Annotated in this window: 13 protein-coding genes; 10 read left to right on the top strand and 3 right to left on the bottom strand. The window is 62.0% G+C overall.

Going from position 1 to position 15,754, the window contains the following annotated elements; translation table 11 throughout:
- Window positions 1-107: 107 nt before the first annotated feature.
- The 4 genes from OQE56_RS00240 (at window position 108) to OQE56_RS00255 (ending at window position 3,381) form a co-directional block, all read left to right on the top strand.
- Window positions 108-527 (top strand): hypothetical protein, encoded by a 420-nt coding sequence (locus tag OQE56_RS00240; RefSeq protein ID WP_267220417.1) that lies wholly within the window; start codon window positions 108-110, stop codon window positions 525-527.
- Window positions 524-1,210, top strand: a complete 687-nt coding sequence (locus tag OQE56_RS00245) for a C39 family peptidase (RefSeq protein ID WP_267220419.1) — start codon at window positions 524-526, stop codon at window positions 1,208-1,210. Before OQE56_RS00240 ends, OQE56_RS00245 begins: the two co-directional genes overlap by 4 nt.
- A gap of 10 nt (window positions 1,211-1,220) precedes the next feature.
- Window positions 1,221-1,787 carry a hypothetical protein gene (locus OQE56_RS00250; RefSeq protein WP_267220421.1) on the top strand — a complete coding sequence of 189 codons (567 nt, stop codon included), beginning with the start codon at window positions 1,221-1,223 and terminating at the stop codon, window positions 1,785-1,787.
- Between the two features lie 112 nt (window positions 1,788-1,899).
- The gene (locus tag OQE56_RS00255) at window positions 1,900-3,381 is read left to right on the top strand and encodes an acetate kinase (RefSeq protein WP_267220423.1); all 1,482 of its coding nucleotides are present in this window, start codon (window positions 1,900-1,902) and stop codon (window positions 3,379-3,381) included.
- Window positions 3,382-3,421: 40 nt separating this feature from the next.
- On the opposite strand, the gene OQE56_RS00260 is transcribed toward OQE56_RS00255, so the two are convergent.
- Window positions 3,422-4,033, bottom strand: a complete 612-nt coding sequence (locus tag OQE56_RS00260; RefSeq protein ID WP_267220425.1) for a glutathione S-transferase family protein — start codon at window positions 4,031-4,033, stop codon at window positions 3,422-3,424.
- A 57-nt stretch (window positions 4,034-4,090) separates the two neighbouring features.
- The gene (locus tag OQE56_RS00265; protein WP_267220427.1) at window positions 4,091-4,777 is read right to left on the bottom strand and encodes a TerC family protein; all 687 of its coding nucleotides are present in this window, start codon (window positions 4,775-4,777) and stop codon (window positions 4,091-4,093) included.
- Window positions 4,778-5,086: 309 nt separating this feature from the next.
- Here OQE56_RS00265 and acnD point away from each other — a divergent pair, with 309 nt between their 5' ends.
- The 6 genes from acnD to OQE56_RS00295 all read left to right on the top strand — a co-directional run bounded on the left by acnD (window position 5,087) and on the right by OQE56_RS00295 (window position 14,362).
- Entirely contained in the window at window positions 5,087-7,681 is a 2,595-nt protein-coding gene (gene acnD / locus OQE56_RS00270) for a Fe/S-dependent 2-methylisocitrate dehydratase AcnD (protein ID WP_267220429.1), read from the top strand.
- Between the two features lie 64 nt (window positions 7,682-7,745).
- The gene (prpF, locus tag OQE56_RS00275; protein WP_267220430.1) at window positions 7,746-8,930 is read left to right on the top strand and encodes a 2-methylaconitate cis-trans isomerase PrpF; all 1,185 of its coding nucleotides are present in this window, start codon (window positions 7,746-7,748) and stop codon (window positions 8,928-8,930) included.
- A 140-nt stretch (window positions 8,931-9,070) separates the two neighbouring features.
- A complete protein-coding gene (locus OQE56_RS00280; protein ID WP_267220432.1) occupies window positions 9,071-10,522 on the top strand; it encodes a bifunctional 2-methylcitrate dehydratase/aconitate hydratase in 1,452 nt (483 codons plus the stop codon).
- A 207-nt stretch (window positions 10,523-10,729) separates the two neighbouring features.
- Window positions 10,730-11,860 (top strand): OmpA family protein, encoded by a 1,131-nt coding sequence (locus tag OQE56_RS00285; protein ID WP_267220434.1) that lies wholly within the window; start codon window positions 10,730-10,732, stop codon window positions 11,858-11,860.
- A 538-nt stretch (window positions 11,861-12,398) separates the two neighbouring features.
- Window positions 12,399-13,499, top strand: coding sequence for an OmpA family protein (locus OQE56_RS00290; RefSeq protein ID WP_267220437.1), 1,101 nt, complete (start codon window positions 12,399-12,401; stop codon window positions 13,497-13,499).
- 95 nt (window positions 13,500-13,594) lie between these two features.
- Window positions 13,595-14,362, top strand: coding sequence for a pseudouridine synthase (locus OQE56_RS00295; RefSeq protein WP_267220439.1), 768 nt, complete (start codon window positions 13,595-13,597; stop codon window positions 14,360-14,362).
- Between the two features lie 141 nt (window positions 14,363-14,503).
- Here the strand turns inward: OQE56_RS00295 and kbl are convergent, their stop codons facing one another.
- A complete protein-coding gene (gene kbl, locus OQE56_RS00300; protein ID WP_267221825.1) occupies window positions 14,504-15,697 on the bottom strand; it encodes a glycine C-acetyltransferase in 1,194 nt (397 codons plus the stop codon).
- Between the last annotated feature and the right edge of the window lie 57 nt (window positions 15,698-15,754).

Raw genomic sequence — 15,754 nt, forward strand, 5'->3', positions numbered from 1 at the left:
GAGCGTTCGCGCTCCACCGTGTTCGGTCACGTCATCAAACGCCTGAGCTCGAGCGGTCGGGGCGTCGTTGCCCGAACGCCCACGTCATGAAGTCGGGGAGGTTTGCCGTGCGATCCTTCAAGTGGATGCTAGGTTTTACCGTCGCCTGCGTAGCTATAGCGCCAGCGGCGCTTTACGCGGAAGACGCGCAGATTCCCGCGGCCTATCTCGCGACTGGATCCGATTCGCCGGTTGCCGTGTACACGGCAGCGGTTCGTGTGACTGGCGACACCACGCCCGGCGCGCTGGGCGAGAGCGTGGACAACACTGCGCTTGCCGGCATGAGCGGCGGCACCATGGTGATCCAGGACACCACGATTACGGGCAGCGTCACCAGCGATACGGCGGATCACGTCATTTCCGGAGACAACCTGATCAGCGGCGGCTCTTTTGCCGGCGCCGCGGGTGTTCCCGTGGTGATCCAGAATTCCGGCAGCAATGTATTGATCCAGAACGCAACTGTGCTCAACGTACAGTTCAAACCATGAATAAGCGGGCGGCGCTGCTGATCATCATCGCGGCGCTGCCGCTGGGAAGCCATGCCTCAACGCCCGTGGGAGTGGTCAGCGGGCAGGGCGGCAACTATACGGTGCATCTGACGAGCCTCAAGGAAGCCCGCTACAAGAGCACCCTCCATCAGAAATACGACTTCAGCTGCGGCTCCGCTGCGGTAGCGACCTTGCTGACCTATCAGTACGGCTACCCGATGAATGAGCAGGTGGCTTTCGAGCAGATGTACATGCATGGCGATCAGGCAAAGATCTCCAAGGAAGGTTTCTCACTGCTCGATATCAAGCGTTTCCTGGGGGCGAACGGATTTGACGCGGATGGCTTTCGCGTGCCGCTGGATAAGCTCCAGCAGGAGAATTTGCCTGCCATCGTCTTGATCGACGAAAAGGGCTATCACCATTTCGTGGTGATCAAAGGCATGCAGAATGATCGTGTGCTTGTGGGCGACCCCGCACGCGGTACGCGCGTCATCTCACGCACCAAGTTCATGACGCTGTGGCAGAACGGGATCGTCTTCGTCATCCACAACCGTCGCAACCTCGCGGTATTCAACAGCCCGACCGACTGGAAAGTGGCGCCACCGTCGCCGCTCAGTGAGGGCATTGACCACAATGGTCTGTTCAACACCGTCATGCCCAAAAAAGGGCCGGGTGACCTCTGAGGACATGACGATGAGATCGACGATACGCTTGATCTGCCTCGGTGCCATCTTCCTTGCGTGCGGCTATGGCGCAAAGGCGCAAGATGCCATCACGCCGCCTGCGTCTTCTGCAGTTGTTGCGGCGGGTGATACAGCCGTGCTCGCAGGGGGGGACGACGTAACCCAGTGGGTGCCGGTGAGCCAGGACACCCTGGACGATATGCGTGGCGGTTACGACATGGGCAATGGCCTGGTCGCATCGTTTGGCATCGACCGCGCCGTTTACGTCAACGGTGAGCTCGTCACCTCCACCAGTTTCTACGTGCCAGACATCGCGCACATGACAGCCGCGCAGGCGACGACCATGGCTACGGCGCTCAACTCGGTGTCGTTGACGCAAGTGGGCCCCAACAACACCTTCAATCCGTCGGCGCTGGGTGGCATGTCCGCTGGCACGGTGATCCAGAACACGCTGAACAACCAGAGAATCCAGAGCATCACCACGCTCAATACCACGGTTAACACGCTCAACGCGTTCCGCGAAGCGAATTTCCAAGAGGGATTACAGCAAGCGCAACTGCAGTCGCTGGGACATTGATCGCTATGGAACGCCCGCAGACAGGAGTCGTTGCCCACCATCAATACGCAGCGGTTCATCGCTGCAGCGTGTTGGTTGACGCCGGACATAGAACCGTGAGCCATGAGGAAGCATGATGCGATACGCAACGAGGAGAACTCTCTGGTCAGCGGTGTGTGCAGGGCTGGTGACGCTCGGCGTGCCGGTGGCCGCGCAACAGACCCAGGCGCCTGCGTCTGCATCGACGAATTGGACCAGACCGGCCGCCGCCTTGATTCCCGCAGCCGCCAGCACGGTTGCCGCTCGTCCAGATGCATCCACGCCAGCAACGCCGCCGGCGGATATTCGTAAGCAGGTAACAGAGCAGGGCGAACGCATCGATGCGATGCGGAGCCAGATCAGTGCGCAGATGGAACAACTCGATGCCATGAAGCGCGCACTGGCGGAGCAGGAGGCGGACTACAAGGCGTTGCGTCACGCCGTGGGTATGGACGAGCTGGATAAACAGCGCGCTGGCAGTATTTCGGCCGGTGGGCCTGGCGCGTCGGCGCTACCCATGCCTGCAGCGCAAGCAGTGGCAGCCAACGCGCCCTCGGGTCCACAGACGGTGGGTGAGGCGCCTAAGCCGGACACGCGACCTCCGGAAGTCGCGCCTATTTTCCAGCAGCCCGGCGTGCTCACGCCCAAGGGCAGGATCATCATCGAACCCGCCTATCAGTTCGGGTACTCGTCGCTCGACCGCGTGGCGCTGGTGGGCTATACGGTGATTCCCGCCATTCTCATTGGCCTGATCGATGCGCGACAGGTCAAGACGACGACGCAAATTGGTTGGCTGACGGGCCGTTACGGCATCACCAATCGGCTCGAAGTCGAAATTCGTGTGCCCTATGTCTACGCGCATACCGATACGGTCAGCCGCGAAATTTTCACCGGCACCGCGACGAATGTCGCGTTTGGTTCCAGTGGTCACGGTCTGGGTGACATTGAAGGAACCGTGCGCTATCAGCTCAATGTGGGCGGACCAGATAAGGCGTTTTATGTCGGGTGGCTGCGCGTGAAGTCGAACACGGGCAAGGATCCATTCCAGGTCGTTACCGACTGTATCAACCGCTGTGTCGAAAGCGTGATCAACGAAGTGGACCTGCAGGCAACCGGTACGGGGTTGCCGCTGCAGCAACCGACCGGTTCGGGTTTCTGGTCGATACAGCCGGGCGTCACCTGGTTGTATCCCACCGACCCGGTCGTGTTCTTCGGCAATGTGAGTTATCTCTACAACGTGCCGCGCTATGGCGTTAGCCGCAAGATTCTTCTAGGTGGTACGGAGGAGCTGGGCAAGGTGAAGGTCGGTGACGTTACCGACCTCAGCATAGGCCTGGGTTTGTCGCTCAATGAACGAGCGTCCATCAGTATTGGCTACGACCAGAGCTTCGTAGGTATCACCAAGCAGAACAATCACACCGTGCCAGGCTCGGTCAAAACCGTGCTTGGCACGCTGCTGCTGGGTGGCTCGTGGCGAATGAACGACAAGCGCACGCTCAACTTCACCCTTGGTGTAGGTGTGACGCGCGATACACCAGACGCCACGGTCACCGTGCGCGTGCCGATGATGTACTAGCGTTTTGAGCGTGCGTGCCTCCGGGCGGAAGCCTTGCCGCTCAGAGCCCTTCTTGCTGCATGGCCGCCTTGACGCCGGCATCTTCCAGCATGCGCTGATGGAAGCGGGCGAGGTTGTCGAGCCCGCTCAGATCCACGCCCTTGGCCATGGCCCAGCGCACCACCACGAACAGATAAGGGTCGGCGATGGAGCGCGTGCCGGCCAGCCAGTTGCGGCCCTGCAGCTGAGAATCGAGGCGCTCGTAATAGCGGCGCAACCGCTCGAGGGCTTTGCGGCGCACCGCATCCTGAGCCGCCTCGTCGTCGATGAAGCGCTCCGGACGAAACACCGGGCGGAAGGCGGGGTGCAGGTCTGAGTTGATGTAGGCGAGCCAGCGGTTCACTTCCGCGCGGCTACGCAGACTGCCATCGCCACCAAGGCCGGCTTGCGGATATTTGTCCACGAGATAGTTGAGGATCGCGCCGTTCTCGGTGAGGACCCAGCCATCCGCTTCCTGCAAAGCGGGCACCACTCCAGCCGGATTGACCTGCAGGTACTCGGGCGTTCCCAGCTCATGGCGTTCCACGCGGTGCGCCTCGTAGGGCTGGCCGATCCATTCGAGCACGATGTGATCGGCCAGCGAGCAGGCCCCCGGCAGGTAGTACAGCTTCATGCATGTGTTCCTTGTTCGATGAAAGCTTTGCAGTGTCGCCTGCCCGGTGCGCGTGCCTCAAGCCTCTGCCTGAGGGCGCAGGCGGCGACGCTGCATGACCCAGCCTCCCGCACACACGCCCACCACCAGCAGCGCGTCGAGGGCATACGCCGCCCATGCGTTGGCTTCAAACCAGGGGGCGAGCCAGATGTCGTGGGCGATCATGCGCCCGGCAGTCCACGCGATAGCTGCGGCACCGAGGGTAACGATGATCGGGAAGCGTTCGAGCAAGCGAAGAATCAGCGACGAACCCCACACCACCAGCGGCACGCTGATCGCCAGGCCAATAATCACCAGCAGCATATGTCCCTTGGCAGCGCCGGCGATGGCCAGCACGTTGTCCAGGCCCATCAGCGCGTCGGCTACCACAATGGTGCGTATGGCAGCCCAGAAGCTGCCCGCTGCGCTGGCCTCATGGGCTGGCTTGGCGTCGGATCGGAGTAATTTCCAGGCAATCGGCAGCAGCAACAGGCCGCCCACCAGCATCAGGCCCGGCAGGTTCAGCAGGTAGACCACCACGCAGGTGAGTACCAGGCGCACGGCGATGGCGCCGACCGTACCCCACAGCACGGCCTTCTTCTGCAGCTGGCGGGGGAGGTTGCGTGCGGCAAGTGCAATCACGATGGCGTTGTCGCCCGCGAGCACCAGATCGAGCAGCACGATGGCCAGCAGGCCGGAGAGGAATTCGGTAGCGGCAATATCCATGAGCGTACCTCTGCGCGTAAGACAAATGCAGCCATGACGGACACGCGCGGCCCGCCATGACTGCAAAAGTCTCGTTCACGGCAGAGCCGCTGCAGTGACCGGAGCGTGGTTTCGCTCGTGATGACGGCCATTGCAAGAACGCCTGATGAAACGGCGCCCGGAACTACTCCCTTTTGGGATCAGTATCCGCTCATTGTCGATGCCGCCGTGCATACCAGTCAAGCCAAACCCCTTAAGGAAAAGGCTTTCTACCGCTAAAATGGCCGGACCACGTCAGCCCGGCGTTTTTCTCCAGGGTTCCCGATATTTATGAATACCGTCTACCGCCAATCCCTTCCCGGCACTTCGCTGGATTATTTCGATGCGCGTGCCGCCGTGGACGCGATCCAGCCGGGCGCCTATGACACGCTGCCCTACACCTCGCGTGTGCTCGCCGAGAATCTGGTGCGCCGTTGCGATCCGGCGATTCTCACCGAGTCGCTCAAGCAAATCATCGAGCGCAAGCGTGAGCGCGATTTCCCGTGGTTCCCGGCGCGCGTGGTATGCCATGACATTCTCGGGCAGACCGCTCTGGTCGATCTGGCTGGCCTGCGCGATGCGATTGCCGAACGCGGTGGTGATCCTGCCAAGGTGAACCCGGTGGTGCCGGTGCAGTTGATCGTCGATCACTCGCTGGCAGTGGAGTGCGGTGGCTTTGATCCGAACGCGTTCGCGAAGAACCGCGCCATCGAAGATCGCCGCAACGAAGACCGCTTCCACTTCATCAACTGGACCAAGAAGGCGTTTGAGAACGTCGACGTGATCCCGCCGGGCAACGGCATCATGCACCAGATCAATCTGGAGAAGATGTCGCCGGTGATCCAGGTGCAGGACGGTGTGGCCTATCCCGACACCTGCGTAGGTACCGACAGCCACACGCCGCACGTCGATGCGCTGGGCGTTATCGCCATCGGCGTCGGTGGCCTGGAAGCAGAGAACGTGATGCTCGGCCGTGCCTCGTGGATGCGCCTGCCCGACATCGTGGGCGTGGAGCTCACTGGCAAGCGTCAGCCCGGTATCACCGCCACCGACATTGTGCTGGCACTCACCGAGTTCCTGCGCAAGGAAAAAGTAGTCGGTGCGTACCTGGAATTCCGTGGTGAAGGTGCAGCCAGCCTCACGCTGGGTGATCGCGCGACCATCTCCAACATGGCGCCCGAATACGGTGCCACCGCTGCGATGTTCTTCATCGACGGTCAGACCATCGACTACCTGCGCCTCACCGGCCGCAGCGACGAGCAGGTCAAGCTGGTGGAAACCTATGCCAAGGCCGCGGGACTGTGGGCCGACACGCTGGCGCACGCGCAGTACGAGCGCACGCTGACGTTCGACCTGTCTTCGGTCGTGCGCAACATGGCTGGCCCGTCCAACCCGCACAAGCGTCTGCCGACGTCTGATCTTGCCGCGCGTGGCATTGCGGGCGAGTGGACGGAGCAGCCGGGCCAGATGCCCGATGGCGCGGTGATCATCGCCGCCATCACCAGCTGCACCAACACCAGCAACCCGCGCAACGTGATCGCAGCCGCACTGCTCGCGCGCAACGCGAACGCATGTGGCCTCACACGCAAGCCGTGGGTGAAGAGTTCGCTCGCGCCTGGTTCCAAGGCGGTGGAGCTGTACCTGAAGGAGGCGAACCTGCTGCCGGATCTGGAGAAGCTCGGCTTCGGCATCGTCGCGTTCGCATGCACCACCTGCAATGGCATGTCCGGCGCGCTCGATCCGGCGATCCAGCAGGAGATCATCGACCGCGACTTGTATGCCACTGCCGTACTGTCCGGTAATCGCAATTTCGACGGCCGCATCCATCCGTATGCCAAGCAGGCTTTCCTGGCCTCGCCGCCGCTGGTGGTGGCTTACGCCATCGCCGGCACCATCCGGTTCGACATCGAGAAGGACGTGCTTGGCGTTGACGCCAACGGCCAGCCGGTGACGCTCAAGGACATCTGGCCCAGCGACGAAGAGATCGACGCGATCGTGTCCTCCAGCGTGAAGCCGGAGCAGTTCCGCAAGGTCTATGAGCCGATGTTCGCGCGTACCGGCCACGTCGGCACGAGTGCTGCGCCGCTGTACGACTGGCGCGCGCAGAGCACCTACATTCGCCGTCCGCCGTATTGGGAAGGCGCACTTGCGGGCGAGCGCACGCTCAAGGGCATGCGTCCGCTGGCAGTGCTCGGCGACAACATCACCACCGACCATCTGTCGCCGTCGAACGCGATCCTGCTCGATAGTGCCGCGGGCGAGTACCTCGCCAAGATGGGCCTGCCGGAAGAGGACTTCAATTCGTACGCAACGCACCGCGGCGATCACCTCACCGCGCAGCGTGCCACCTTCGCCAATCCCACGCTGCTCAATGAGATGGCGGTGGTCAATGGCGAAGTGAAGAAGGGTTCGCTGGCGCGCGTGGAGCCGGAAGGCAACGTCATGCGCATGTGGGAAGCGATCGAGACCTACATGGATCGCAAGCAGCCGCTGATCGTGATCGCCGGTGCCGACTACGGCCAGGGCTCGTCGCGTGACTGGGCGGCGAAGGGCGTGCGTCTGGCAGGCGTGGAAGCCATCGCAGCCGAAGGCTTCGAGCGCATCCATCGCACCAACCTGATCGGCATGGGCGTGCTGCCGCTGGAGTTCAAGCCAGGCACCAACCGCAAGACGCTCGGCATCGACGGCACCGAAACCTTCGATGTGGTCGGCGCTCGCACACCGCGTGCGGATCTCACGCTGGTCATCCATCGCAAGAATGGCGAGCGGGTGGATGTTCCGGTGACGTGCCGTCTCGATACCGCTGAAGAAGTGTCGATCTACGAAGCGGGCGGCGTGCTGCAACGCTTCGCACAGGACTTCATCGAAGCTTCCCAGGCGGCCTGACTAGAAGCCCCTCTCCGAGAAAAGGAGAGGGGAGGCGACAGCGTTGCACCGATACAGGATTCCCATGAGTCATAAACCCCAGATTCGCATTCCCGCCACTTACATGCGCGGCGGTACCAGCAAGGGCGTGTTTTTCCGCCTTGAGGATCTGCCTGCCGCAGCTCAGGCGCCGGGTGCGGCGCGTGATGCGCTGCTGCTGCGCGTGATCGGCAGCCCCGATCCCTACGCCAAGCAGATCGACGGCATGGGCGGCGCCACCTCCAGCACCAGCAAGACGGTGATCGTGTCCAAGAGCACGCGTCCGGACCACGACGTGGATTACCTGTTCGGTCAAGTGGCCATCGACAAGGCCTTCGTCGACTGGAGCGGCAACTGCGGAAACCTCTCGGCAGCCGTCGGTCCGTTCGCCATCACGGGTGGCCTGATGGATCCCGCGCGGGTGCCTCGCGATGGCATCGCCACCGTGCGCATCTGGCAGGCCAACATCGGCAAGACGATCATCGCCCATGTACCGGTGACTGACGGCGCAGTGCAGGAAACCGGTGATTTCGAACTGGATGGCGTGACGTTTCCTGCGGCCGAAGTGCAGCTGGAGTTCATGGATCCGGCCGCCGAAGAAGAGGGCGCGGGTGGGGCGATGTTCCCGACCGGGAACCTGGTCGACGATCTGGAGGTGCCGGGAGTCGGCACGCTCAAGGCGACCATGATCAATGCCGGCATTCCCACGATCTTTGTCGAGGCTTCCGCCATCGGTTACAACGGCACGGAGCTGCAGGACGCCATCAATAGCGATGCCAAGGCGCTGGCAAAGTTCGAGACCATTCGCGCGCACGGCGCACTGCGGATGGGCCTGATCCGTTCGCTCGACGAAATCGCCACGCGCCAGCACACGCCCAAGGTGGCCTTTGTCGCCAAACCTGCCGATTACCTCGCGTCGAGCGGCAAGCTGGTTGCGGCAGGCGATATCGACTTGCTGGTGCGCGCGATGTCGATGGGCAAGCTGCATCACGCGATGATGGGTACGGCGGCGGTGGCCATCGGCACCGCTGCAGCCATTCCAGGCACGCTGGTGAACATGGCTGCAGGTGGCGGTGAACGTCAGGCCGTGCGCTTTGGCCATCCATCGGGGACGTTGCGGGTGGGGGCCGAGGCGTCGCTTGTTGACGGTACGTGGAGTGTCACCAAGGCGATCATGAGCCGAAGCGCGCGCGTGCTGATGGAAGGCTGGGTGCGTGTGCCTGTGGCGTGAGCCCGCAGAGGAGGGCGCTGACTCTCTTCTGTCGCAGCAGCGTGGTTAGGTAGGTAGCGTCGACAAGGTTTGCGTCATACGACGGGGTTGAGCCATCGCGATGCCATGGCGATTCCCCGTGCCGCCAGGAGACAAGCCTCATGAGTGCGCATGACATCCGCTCCGCCAGGCGCCCTGATCCCGATCAGCCGATGGTCGACGTCGCCAACTACGTCGTCGACTACACCATCAATTCCACCGAGGCGTACGACACCGCGCGCTACATGCTGCTGGACTCGTTGGCCACGGCGATGATGGCCATGAAGTTCCCCGAGTGCGTCAAGCATCTCGGCCCGGTCGTGCCCGGCGCCAACCTGCCGGGTGGCGCCCGCGTGCCGGGCACCAGCCACGAACTGGATCCGGTGCAGGCGGCGTTCGCCATTGGCACCCAGATCCGCTGGCTCGACTTCAACGACACATGGCTGGCTGCCGAGTGGGGTCATCCCTCGGACAATCTCGGCAGCATTTTGGCGGTGGCCGACTACCTGAGCCGCAAGGCGGAGCGCGAGGGCGGCACGCCCCTGACGGTCCGCGACGTGCTGACCTGGGCCATCAAGGCTCATGAGATCCAGGGCTGCTACGCCCTCAAGAACAGCTTTAATCGCGCCGGCCAGGACCACGTGATCCTGGTGCGCCTGGCCTCTACGGCGGTCGCCACGGCCATGCTGGGCGGCACCAAGGAGCAGATCATCACTGCGGTGTCGCACAGCTGGATCGACAACGGCGCCCTGCGTACCTACCGTCATGCCCCGAACACGGGCCCGCGCAAGAGCTGGGCCGCCGGTGACGCCTGCCGCCGCGCCGTCACCCACGCTATTAATGCCGTATACCGGGGCGTCGTCGGGTACCCGTCGGCCCTCAGTGCCCGGACCTGGGGCTATTACGACGCCGCATTCCAGGGCAATGCTTTCCAGTTCGAGCGCCCGTTTGGCAGCTATGTCATGGAAAATGTGCTATTCAAGATCAGTTTCCCGGCCGAATTCCACGCCCAGACGGCGGTGGAGTGCGCCATGACGCTGCACGGCGCCGTGGCTGGCAAGATCGACCAGATCGATAAGGTGGTGATCGAGACCCAGGAAGCGGGCAGGCGCATCATCGACAAGACCGGCCCGCTGGCCAACTACGCCGACCGCGACCACTGCATTCAGTACATGGTGGCCGTACCGCTGATTTTCGGCCGTCTCACCGCCGATGATTACAACGACGAAGTCGCCGCCGACCTCCGTATCGACGCCCTGAGGGAAAAAATGGTGGTCAGCGAGAACCCGCAGTTCACCAAGGACTATTTCGACCCCGAGAAGCGCTACATCGGCAATTCGGTCCAGGTGTTCTTCAGGGATGGCACCCGCACGGAAAAGGTCTCCGTGGACTACCCGATCGGCCACCGCAAGCGCCGCGCCGAGGGTATCCCATTGCTTCTGAAGAAGTTCGAGGGCGCATTGCGCGGCCACTTGCCAGCGCACCGTGTGAAGGCCATTCTCATGGCCACGGCAGACCCGGCTAAGCTGGATGCCACGCCCGTTCAGGATTTTCTGGGTCTCTTCACGCTGTAAAGACGGCGTGAGCAGAAAATGAACGGGCGTTTGGGGTCGATTTGCAATTGCTTAACTTTTGCTAAACTACTCCGCGCCCGTTTCGGGTAAAAAGTTGTTAGGTTCTAAGTCATGTTAGGGGGTTCGTAAGGAGTTGGAGCCCCTGGCTGATTGCTTTTCCCGTCTGGGGTGAACGGACGCGTACACCAATAAACGAGGAGACACCTGATGAAACGTAAGGGCCTGTACATTCTTATTGCCCTCGCCCTGGGCGGCGCCGGCGCCGTTCACGCGCAGGACAACACTGCTTCTGGCAGCTCTGCACCGACCACAACGTCCACGACCACCTTCGACGATCGCTGGTATATCGCACCGACCGTCGGTGGCTACTACAACGACACCGACCGAAACACCAACAGCCGTCAGTTCTACTACGGCCTGGGCTTCGGTAAGTTCTGGACGCCCAACTTCTCGGTGGATGCCTTTGGTGATCGCACCAAGCGCACGGTCGACACCGCCGTCGGCCATGGCCGCTGGTCGAACAACGTCTACGGTCTTGCTGCTCGCTACTACTTCCTTGATTGGAACGCATGGCGTCCGTACATCCTGGGCGGTGTGATGGGAAGCCAGCACATCAGCAGCTATGGAAATAATGGCTGGTCGCCTGCCGCTGAAATCGGCGTGGGTGTATCCAAGACTGTCACCGACAGTGCGGACATCCGCATTGAAGGCGGCTACCGTTACGACTGGGACGACAGCACGCAGCCGGCCCCGGCCAAGAACAACGGTTACGGCGACTGGTTCCTGGGCTTCAGCATCGTGCAGCGCTTCGGTGCACCGCCGGCTGCGCCGGTTGCAGCGGTGGCACCGCCGCCGCCGGACTGCTCCAAGCAGTTCCGCAATGGCGTGAACCTGTGTGACAACAAGTGCCCGGATCTGCCGGAAGGCACGATCGTTGGTCCGGATGGCTGCCCGCAGAAGGTTGTGATCGACCTGCGCGGCGTCAACTTCAAGTTCGATCGTCCGAAGAAGGGCGAGAAGGACATCAAGAAGGCGCTGGCTGAGCCGACCGCTGACTCCTTGGCCGTTCTCGACCAGGCTGTCGACACCCTGCAGCGTTATCCGCAGGTCAAGGTTACCGTCGCTGGCTACACCGACTCGGTGGGTAAGGACGCGTACAACCAGGATCTGTCGGAGCGTCGCGCGAAGATCGTGTACGACTACCTCACCGCGCACGGCATCACCGCCGACCGTCTGGTTGGTCCGATCGGTCACGGCAAGAACGATCCGATCGACTCCAACGACACGGAATCCGGTCGCGCTCGCAACCGTCGTACGGAACTGCAAGTTCAGCAGTAATCGAACTTTGTCAGGTAACACTGAAAAGCCCGGCGTATGCCGGGCTTTTCTTTTTATAAGTGATCACACACAGACAACCTGAGAAACGTGTACGTCGATGCGCGACACGGAATCCGGTCGCGCGCGCAACCGTCGTACGGAACTACAAGTTCAGCAGTAATCGAACTTTGTCAGGTAACACTGAAAAGCCCAGCGTATGCCGGGCTTTCTTTTTGTAAGTGATCACACACAGGCAACCTAAGATTTCAACTGCTAATCGTGTACGTCGATGCGCGACACGTTGCCGCATCTCAAGTGATTGCGTGCAACACACGCATGGTCTGCCTGAACCTTCGTTCACCAAGCTCGTCTCTTAATGCGTGCGATGAACTTAACGGTTTTGCTACACTTCGCGGCGCTTTGGATCTTGTGACACTTTTTAGATCGGGACGCAAAGCAAGGGACGGCAATTGTCCCTGGACGTAGAAGCAGTTTTTATGCGCGTTTTCCGTCTGGGGTGGAACGGACGCGAATACCAATAAAAGTGAGGAGACACCTGATGAATCGTAAGGGCCTGTATTTTGTTATCGCCCTAGCCCTGGGCGGCGTTGGTGCCGCACACGCGCAAGACAACGCTGCCGGTGCGACCACACCGAGCTATGACGGCCGTTGGTACATCGCTCCGACGGTGGGCGGCTACTACAACGACTCCGATCGCAACACCAACAGCCGCCAGGTCTACTACGGTCTGGGCGTTGGTCGTTTCATTAACTCGTACACCTCGATCGACCTGTTCTTCGACCGCACCAAGCGTGACGTCGACAACGCCGTCGGCGGTGGTCGCTGGTCCAACAACAATGCTGGCGTGACCGCTCGCTTCTACTACGGCGACTGGAATGCATGGCGTCCGTACGCCCTCGTTGGCGTGATGGGCAGCTACCACCAGAACCCGGGTGACCACGGCTGGTCGCCGGCTGCTCAGCTGGGCGCTGGTATCTCCAAGACCATCACCGATAGCACCGACTTCCGCGCTGAAGCCGGCTACCGCTACGACTGGGACGACAAGAGCCAGCCGAGCAAGAACGGTTACGGCGACTGGTTCCTGGGCTTCAGCATCGTTGCCCGCTTCGGCGAGCCGGCTGCTGCTCCGGCCCCGGCTCCGGTGGCTCCGGCCGCTCCGGACTGCTCCAAGCAGATCCGCAACGGCGTGAACCTGTGCGACAACAAGTGCCCGGATCTGCCGGAAGGCACGATCGTTGGTCCGGACGGCTGCCCGCAGAAGGTCGTGATCGACCTGCGTGGCGTCAACTTCAAGTTCGACCGTCCGAAGAAGGGCGAGAAGGACATCAAGAAGGCGCTGGCTGAGCCGACCGCTGACTCCGTGGCCATCCTCGACCAGGCTGTCGACACCCTGCAGCGTTACCCGCAGGTCAAGGTCACGGTTGCCGGTTACTCCGACGCTGTCGGTAAGGACCAGTACAACCAGGATCTGTCGGAGCGTCGCGCGAAGATCGTGTACGACTACCTGACCGCTCATGGCATCACCGCCGACCGTCTGGCGGGTCCGTTCGGTCATGGCAAGAACGATCCGATCGGCAGCAACGACACGGAAGCTGGCCGCGCCCAGAACCGTCGTACGGAACTGCAGGTCCAGCAGTAATCGGATCTGTTCGCAGTACCGAAAAGCCCGGCGCAAGCCGGGCTTTTCTTTTTGGCGTGGCGTATGGCGCACGCCGATCATCTACCATCAATCGCATGCGTCCCTCCCGACCTTATCCTCCCAAGCGTCCTGTTGCTGGCGTACCGAAGCACGGCTTGGCTCGCGTGCTTAGCAAGGCGGGCGTGTGCTCACGCAGCCAGGCGGAGAAAGCGATACGCGAAGGGCGCGTGACCGTGGATGGCAAGGTCGTGCTCGATCCTGAGCGGCCGGCCGATGCGCAGCGTCAACGCATTGCACTGGATGGCGTCCCCGTGGCGGAGGCATCGCGTGTCTACATTGTGCTCAACAAACCTCGCGGCATCGTTGTCAGTGCAGCTGACGAGCGTGGACGCGATACGGTGTACGACCTGCTGAAAGACGCGGGCCTGCCGTGGTTGGGGCCAGTGGGCCGCCTCGACAAGGCCAGCGAAGGCTTATTGCTGTTGAGCAATGACAGCGTGTGGGCAGCGCATCTGACCGAACCGAAACACCACGTGGACAAGACGTATCACGTGCAGGTGGACAGTGTGCCCGATCAGACATTGCTCGACGCACTGCTCGGTGGCGTAGTGGAGCAGGGCGAGCGCCTTGCCGCGCGTAAAGCCACGTTGTTGCGGCATGGCGAGAAGAATGCGTGGCTGGAGATTGTGCTCGACGAAGGACGCAACCGGCATATTCGCCGCTTGTTGGCAGCGCACGATGTGGCTGTGCTGCGACTGATACGCGTAGCTATCGGGCCGTTGGCGCTGGGTGAACTGCCCAAGGGGCAGTGGCGGCATTTGTCGCCGGAAGAGGTTCGGTTGCTGGGGCCGAAGCCGCGCTAACAGCTGGAATGGGTTTCTGTAAGAGCGCACGTGTGCGCGACCTGCGACAGGCTGGACGCCACGCTTCGCAGGGTCGCGCACAAGTGCGCTCCTGCAGAGAGGCATCGCCTTGCCGCGGAGGGCAAGGCGATGCGTTGATGCTCAGATCACGCCCAACTTCTTGCCGACCTTGGTGAAGGCAGCAATCGCCTGATCGAGATGCTCACGCGTGTGCGCCGCACTCATCTGCGTACGAATGCGCGCCTGGCCCTGTGGCACCACCGGGTAGAAGAAGCCGGTGACATAGATGCCTTCATCGAGCAGCTCAGTCGCCATCGACTGCGCTTTCTTCGCGTCGTAAATCATCACCGGCACGATCGGATGCACGCCTGGCTTGATGTCGAAGCCGGCCTTGGTCATCTGCTCGCGGAAGTAGCGCGTGTTCTCCTTAACCTGATCGCGCAGGTCACCCGCGGCAGCCAGCATGTCGAACACCTTGATGCCGGCAGCCACGACGTGCGGCGGCAACGAGTTGGAGAACAGATAGGGACGCGAGCGCTGGCGCAGCATTTCGATCACTTCGCGGGGGCCTGTGGTGAAGCCGCCCAAGGCGCCGCCGAGGGCCTTGCCCAGGGTGCCGGTGATGATGTCGATCTTGTTGAGCACGCCGTTGACTTCAGCCGAGCCGCGGCCGGTGTCGCCGAGGAAGCCGGTGCAATGGCATTCGTCGATATGCACGAGGGCGTTGTACTTCTCGGCCAGCGCGGTGATCTTGTCGAGTGGCGCGATGAAGCCGTCCATCGAGAACGCGCCATCGGTGGTGATCAACTTGGTGCGCGCACCGGCGGCATCAGCCGCCTGCAGCTGCTTTTCCAGATCGGCCATGTCGCAATTGGCGTAGCGGAAGCGCTTGGCCTTGCACAGGCGGATGCCGTCGATGATCGAGGCGTGATTGAGCGCGTCGGAGATGATCGCGTCCTCTTCGCCGAGCAGCGGTTCAAACAGGCCACCGTTGGCGTCGAAGCAGGCGGCGTAGAGGATGGTGTCCTCAGTGCCGAAGAAGTCGGCGATCTTCTTCTCCAGCTGCTTGTGCAGATCCTGCGTTCCGCAGATGAAGCGTACCGACGCCATGCCGAAGCCGTGGGTGTCCAGCGCGTCCTTCGCGGCCTGGATCACTTCCGGGTGGTCGGCGAGGCCGAGGTAGTTGTTGGCGCAGAAGTTGAGCACTTCCTTGCCGCTGTCCAGGCGGATCTTTGCCGACTGCGGCGAGGTGATGATGCGCTCGGCCTTGAACAGGCCTTGCTCACGGATCGATTCGAGTTCGCTGGCAAAGCGCGACTGGCCGGGGTAGCTCATGGGGATATTCCAGCTGGGCAAAGCCATATTTTGATCCCTCTGGGCGGTGCTGTGAAG

It is taken from the genome of Dyella silvae (assembly GCF_026421305.1).
Taxonomy (GTDB): Bacteria; Pseudomonadota; Gammaproteobacteria; order Xanthomonadales; family Rhodanobacteraceae; genus Dyella; species Dyella silvae.

Bases quoted from the DNA above. Each gene is read 5' to 3' on its own strand.
- OQE56_RS00245 (WP_267220419.1), top strand. From the start codon at position 524: ATGAATAAGCGGGCGGCGCTGCTGATCATCATCGCGGCGCTGCCGCTG.
- OQE56_RS00250 (WP_267220421.1), top strand. From the start codon at position 1,221: ATGAGATCGACGATACGCTTGATCTGCCTCGGTGCCATCTTCCTTGCG.
- OQE56_RS00255 (WP_267220423.1), top strand. From the start codon at position 1,900: ATGATGCGATACGCAACGAGGAGAACTCTCTGGTCAGCGGTGTGTGCA.
- OQE56_RS00260 (WP_267220425.1), bottom strand. From the start codon at position 4,033: ATGAAGCTGTACTACCTGCCGGGGGCCTGCTCGCTGGCCGATCACATC.
- OQE56_RS00265 (WP_267220427.1), bottom strand. From the start codon at position 4,777: ATGGATATTGCCGCTACCGAATTCCTCTCCGGCCTGCTGGCCATCGTG.
- acnD (WP_267220429.1), top strand. From the start codon at position 5,087: ATGAATACCGTCTACCGCCAATCCCTTCCCGGCACTTCGCTGGATTAT.
- prpF (WP_267220430.1), top strand. From the start codon at position 7,746: ATGAGTCATAAACCCCAGATTCGCATTCCCGCCACTTACATGCGCGGC.
- OQE56_RS00280 (WP_267220432.1), top strand. From the start codon at position 9,071: ATGAGTGCGCATGACATCCGCTCCGCCAGGCGCCCTGATCCCGATCAG.
- OQE56_RS00285 (WP_267220434.1), top strand. From the start codon at position 10,730: ATGAAACGTAAGGGCCTGTACATTCTTATTGCCCTCGCCCTGGGCGGC.
- OQE56_RS00290 (WP_267220437.1), top strand. From the start codon at position 12,399: ATGAATCGTAAGGGCCTGTATTTTGTTATCGCCCTAGCCCTGGGCGGC.
- OQE56_RS00295 (WP_267220439.1), top strand. From the start codon at position 13,595: ATGCGTCCCTCCCGACCTTATCCTCCCAAGCGTCCTGTTGCTGGCGTA.
- kbl (WP_267221825.1), bottom strand. From the start codon at position 15,697: ATGAGCTACCCCGGCCAGTCGCGCTTTGCCAGCGAACTCGAATCGATC.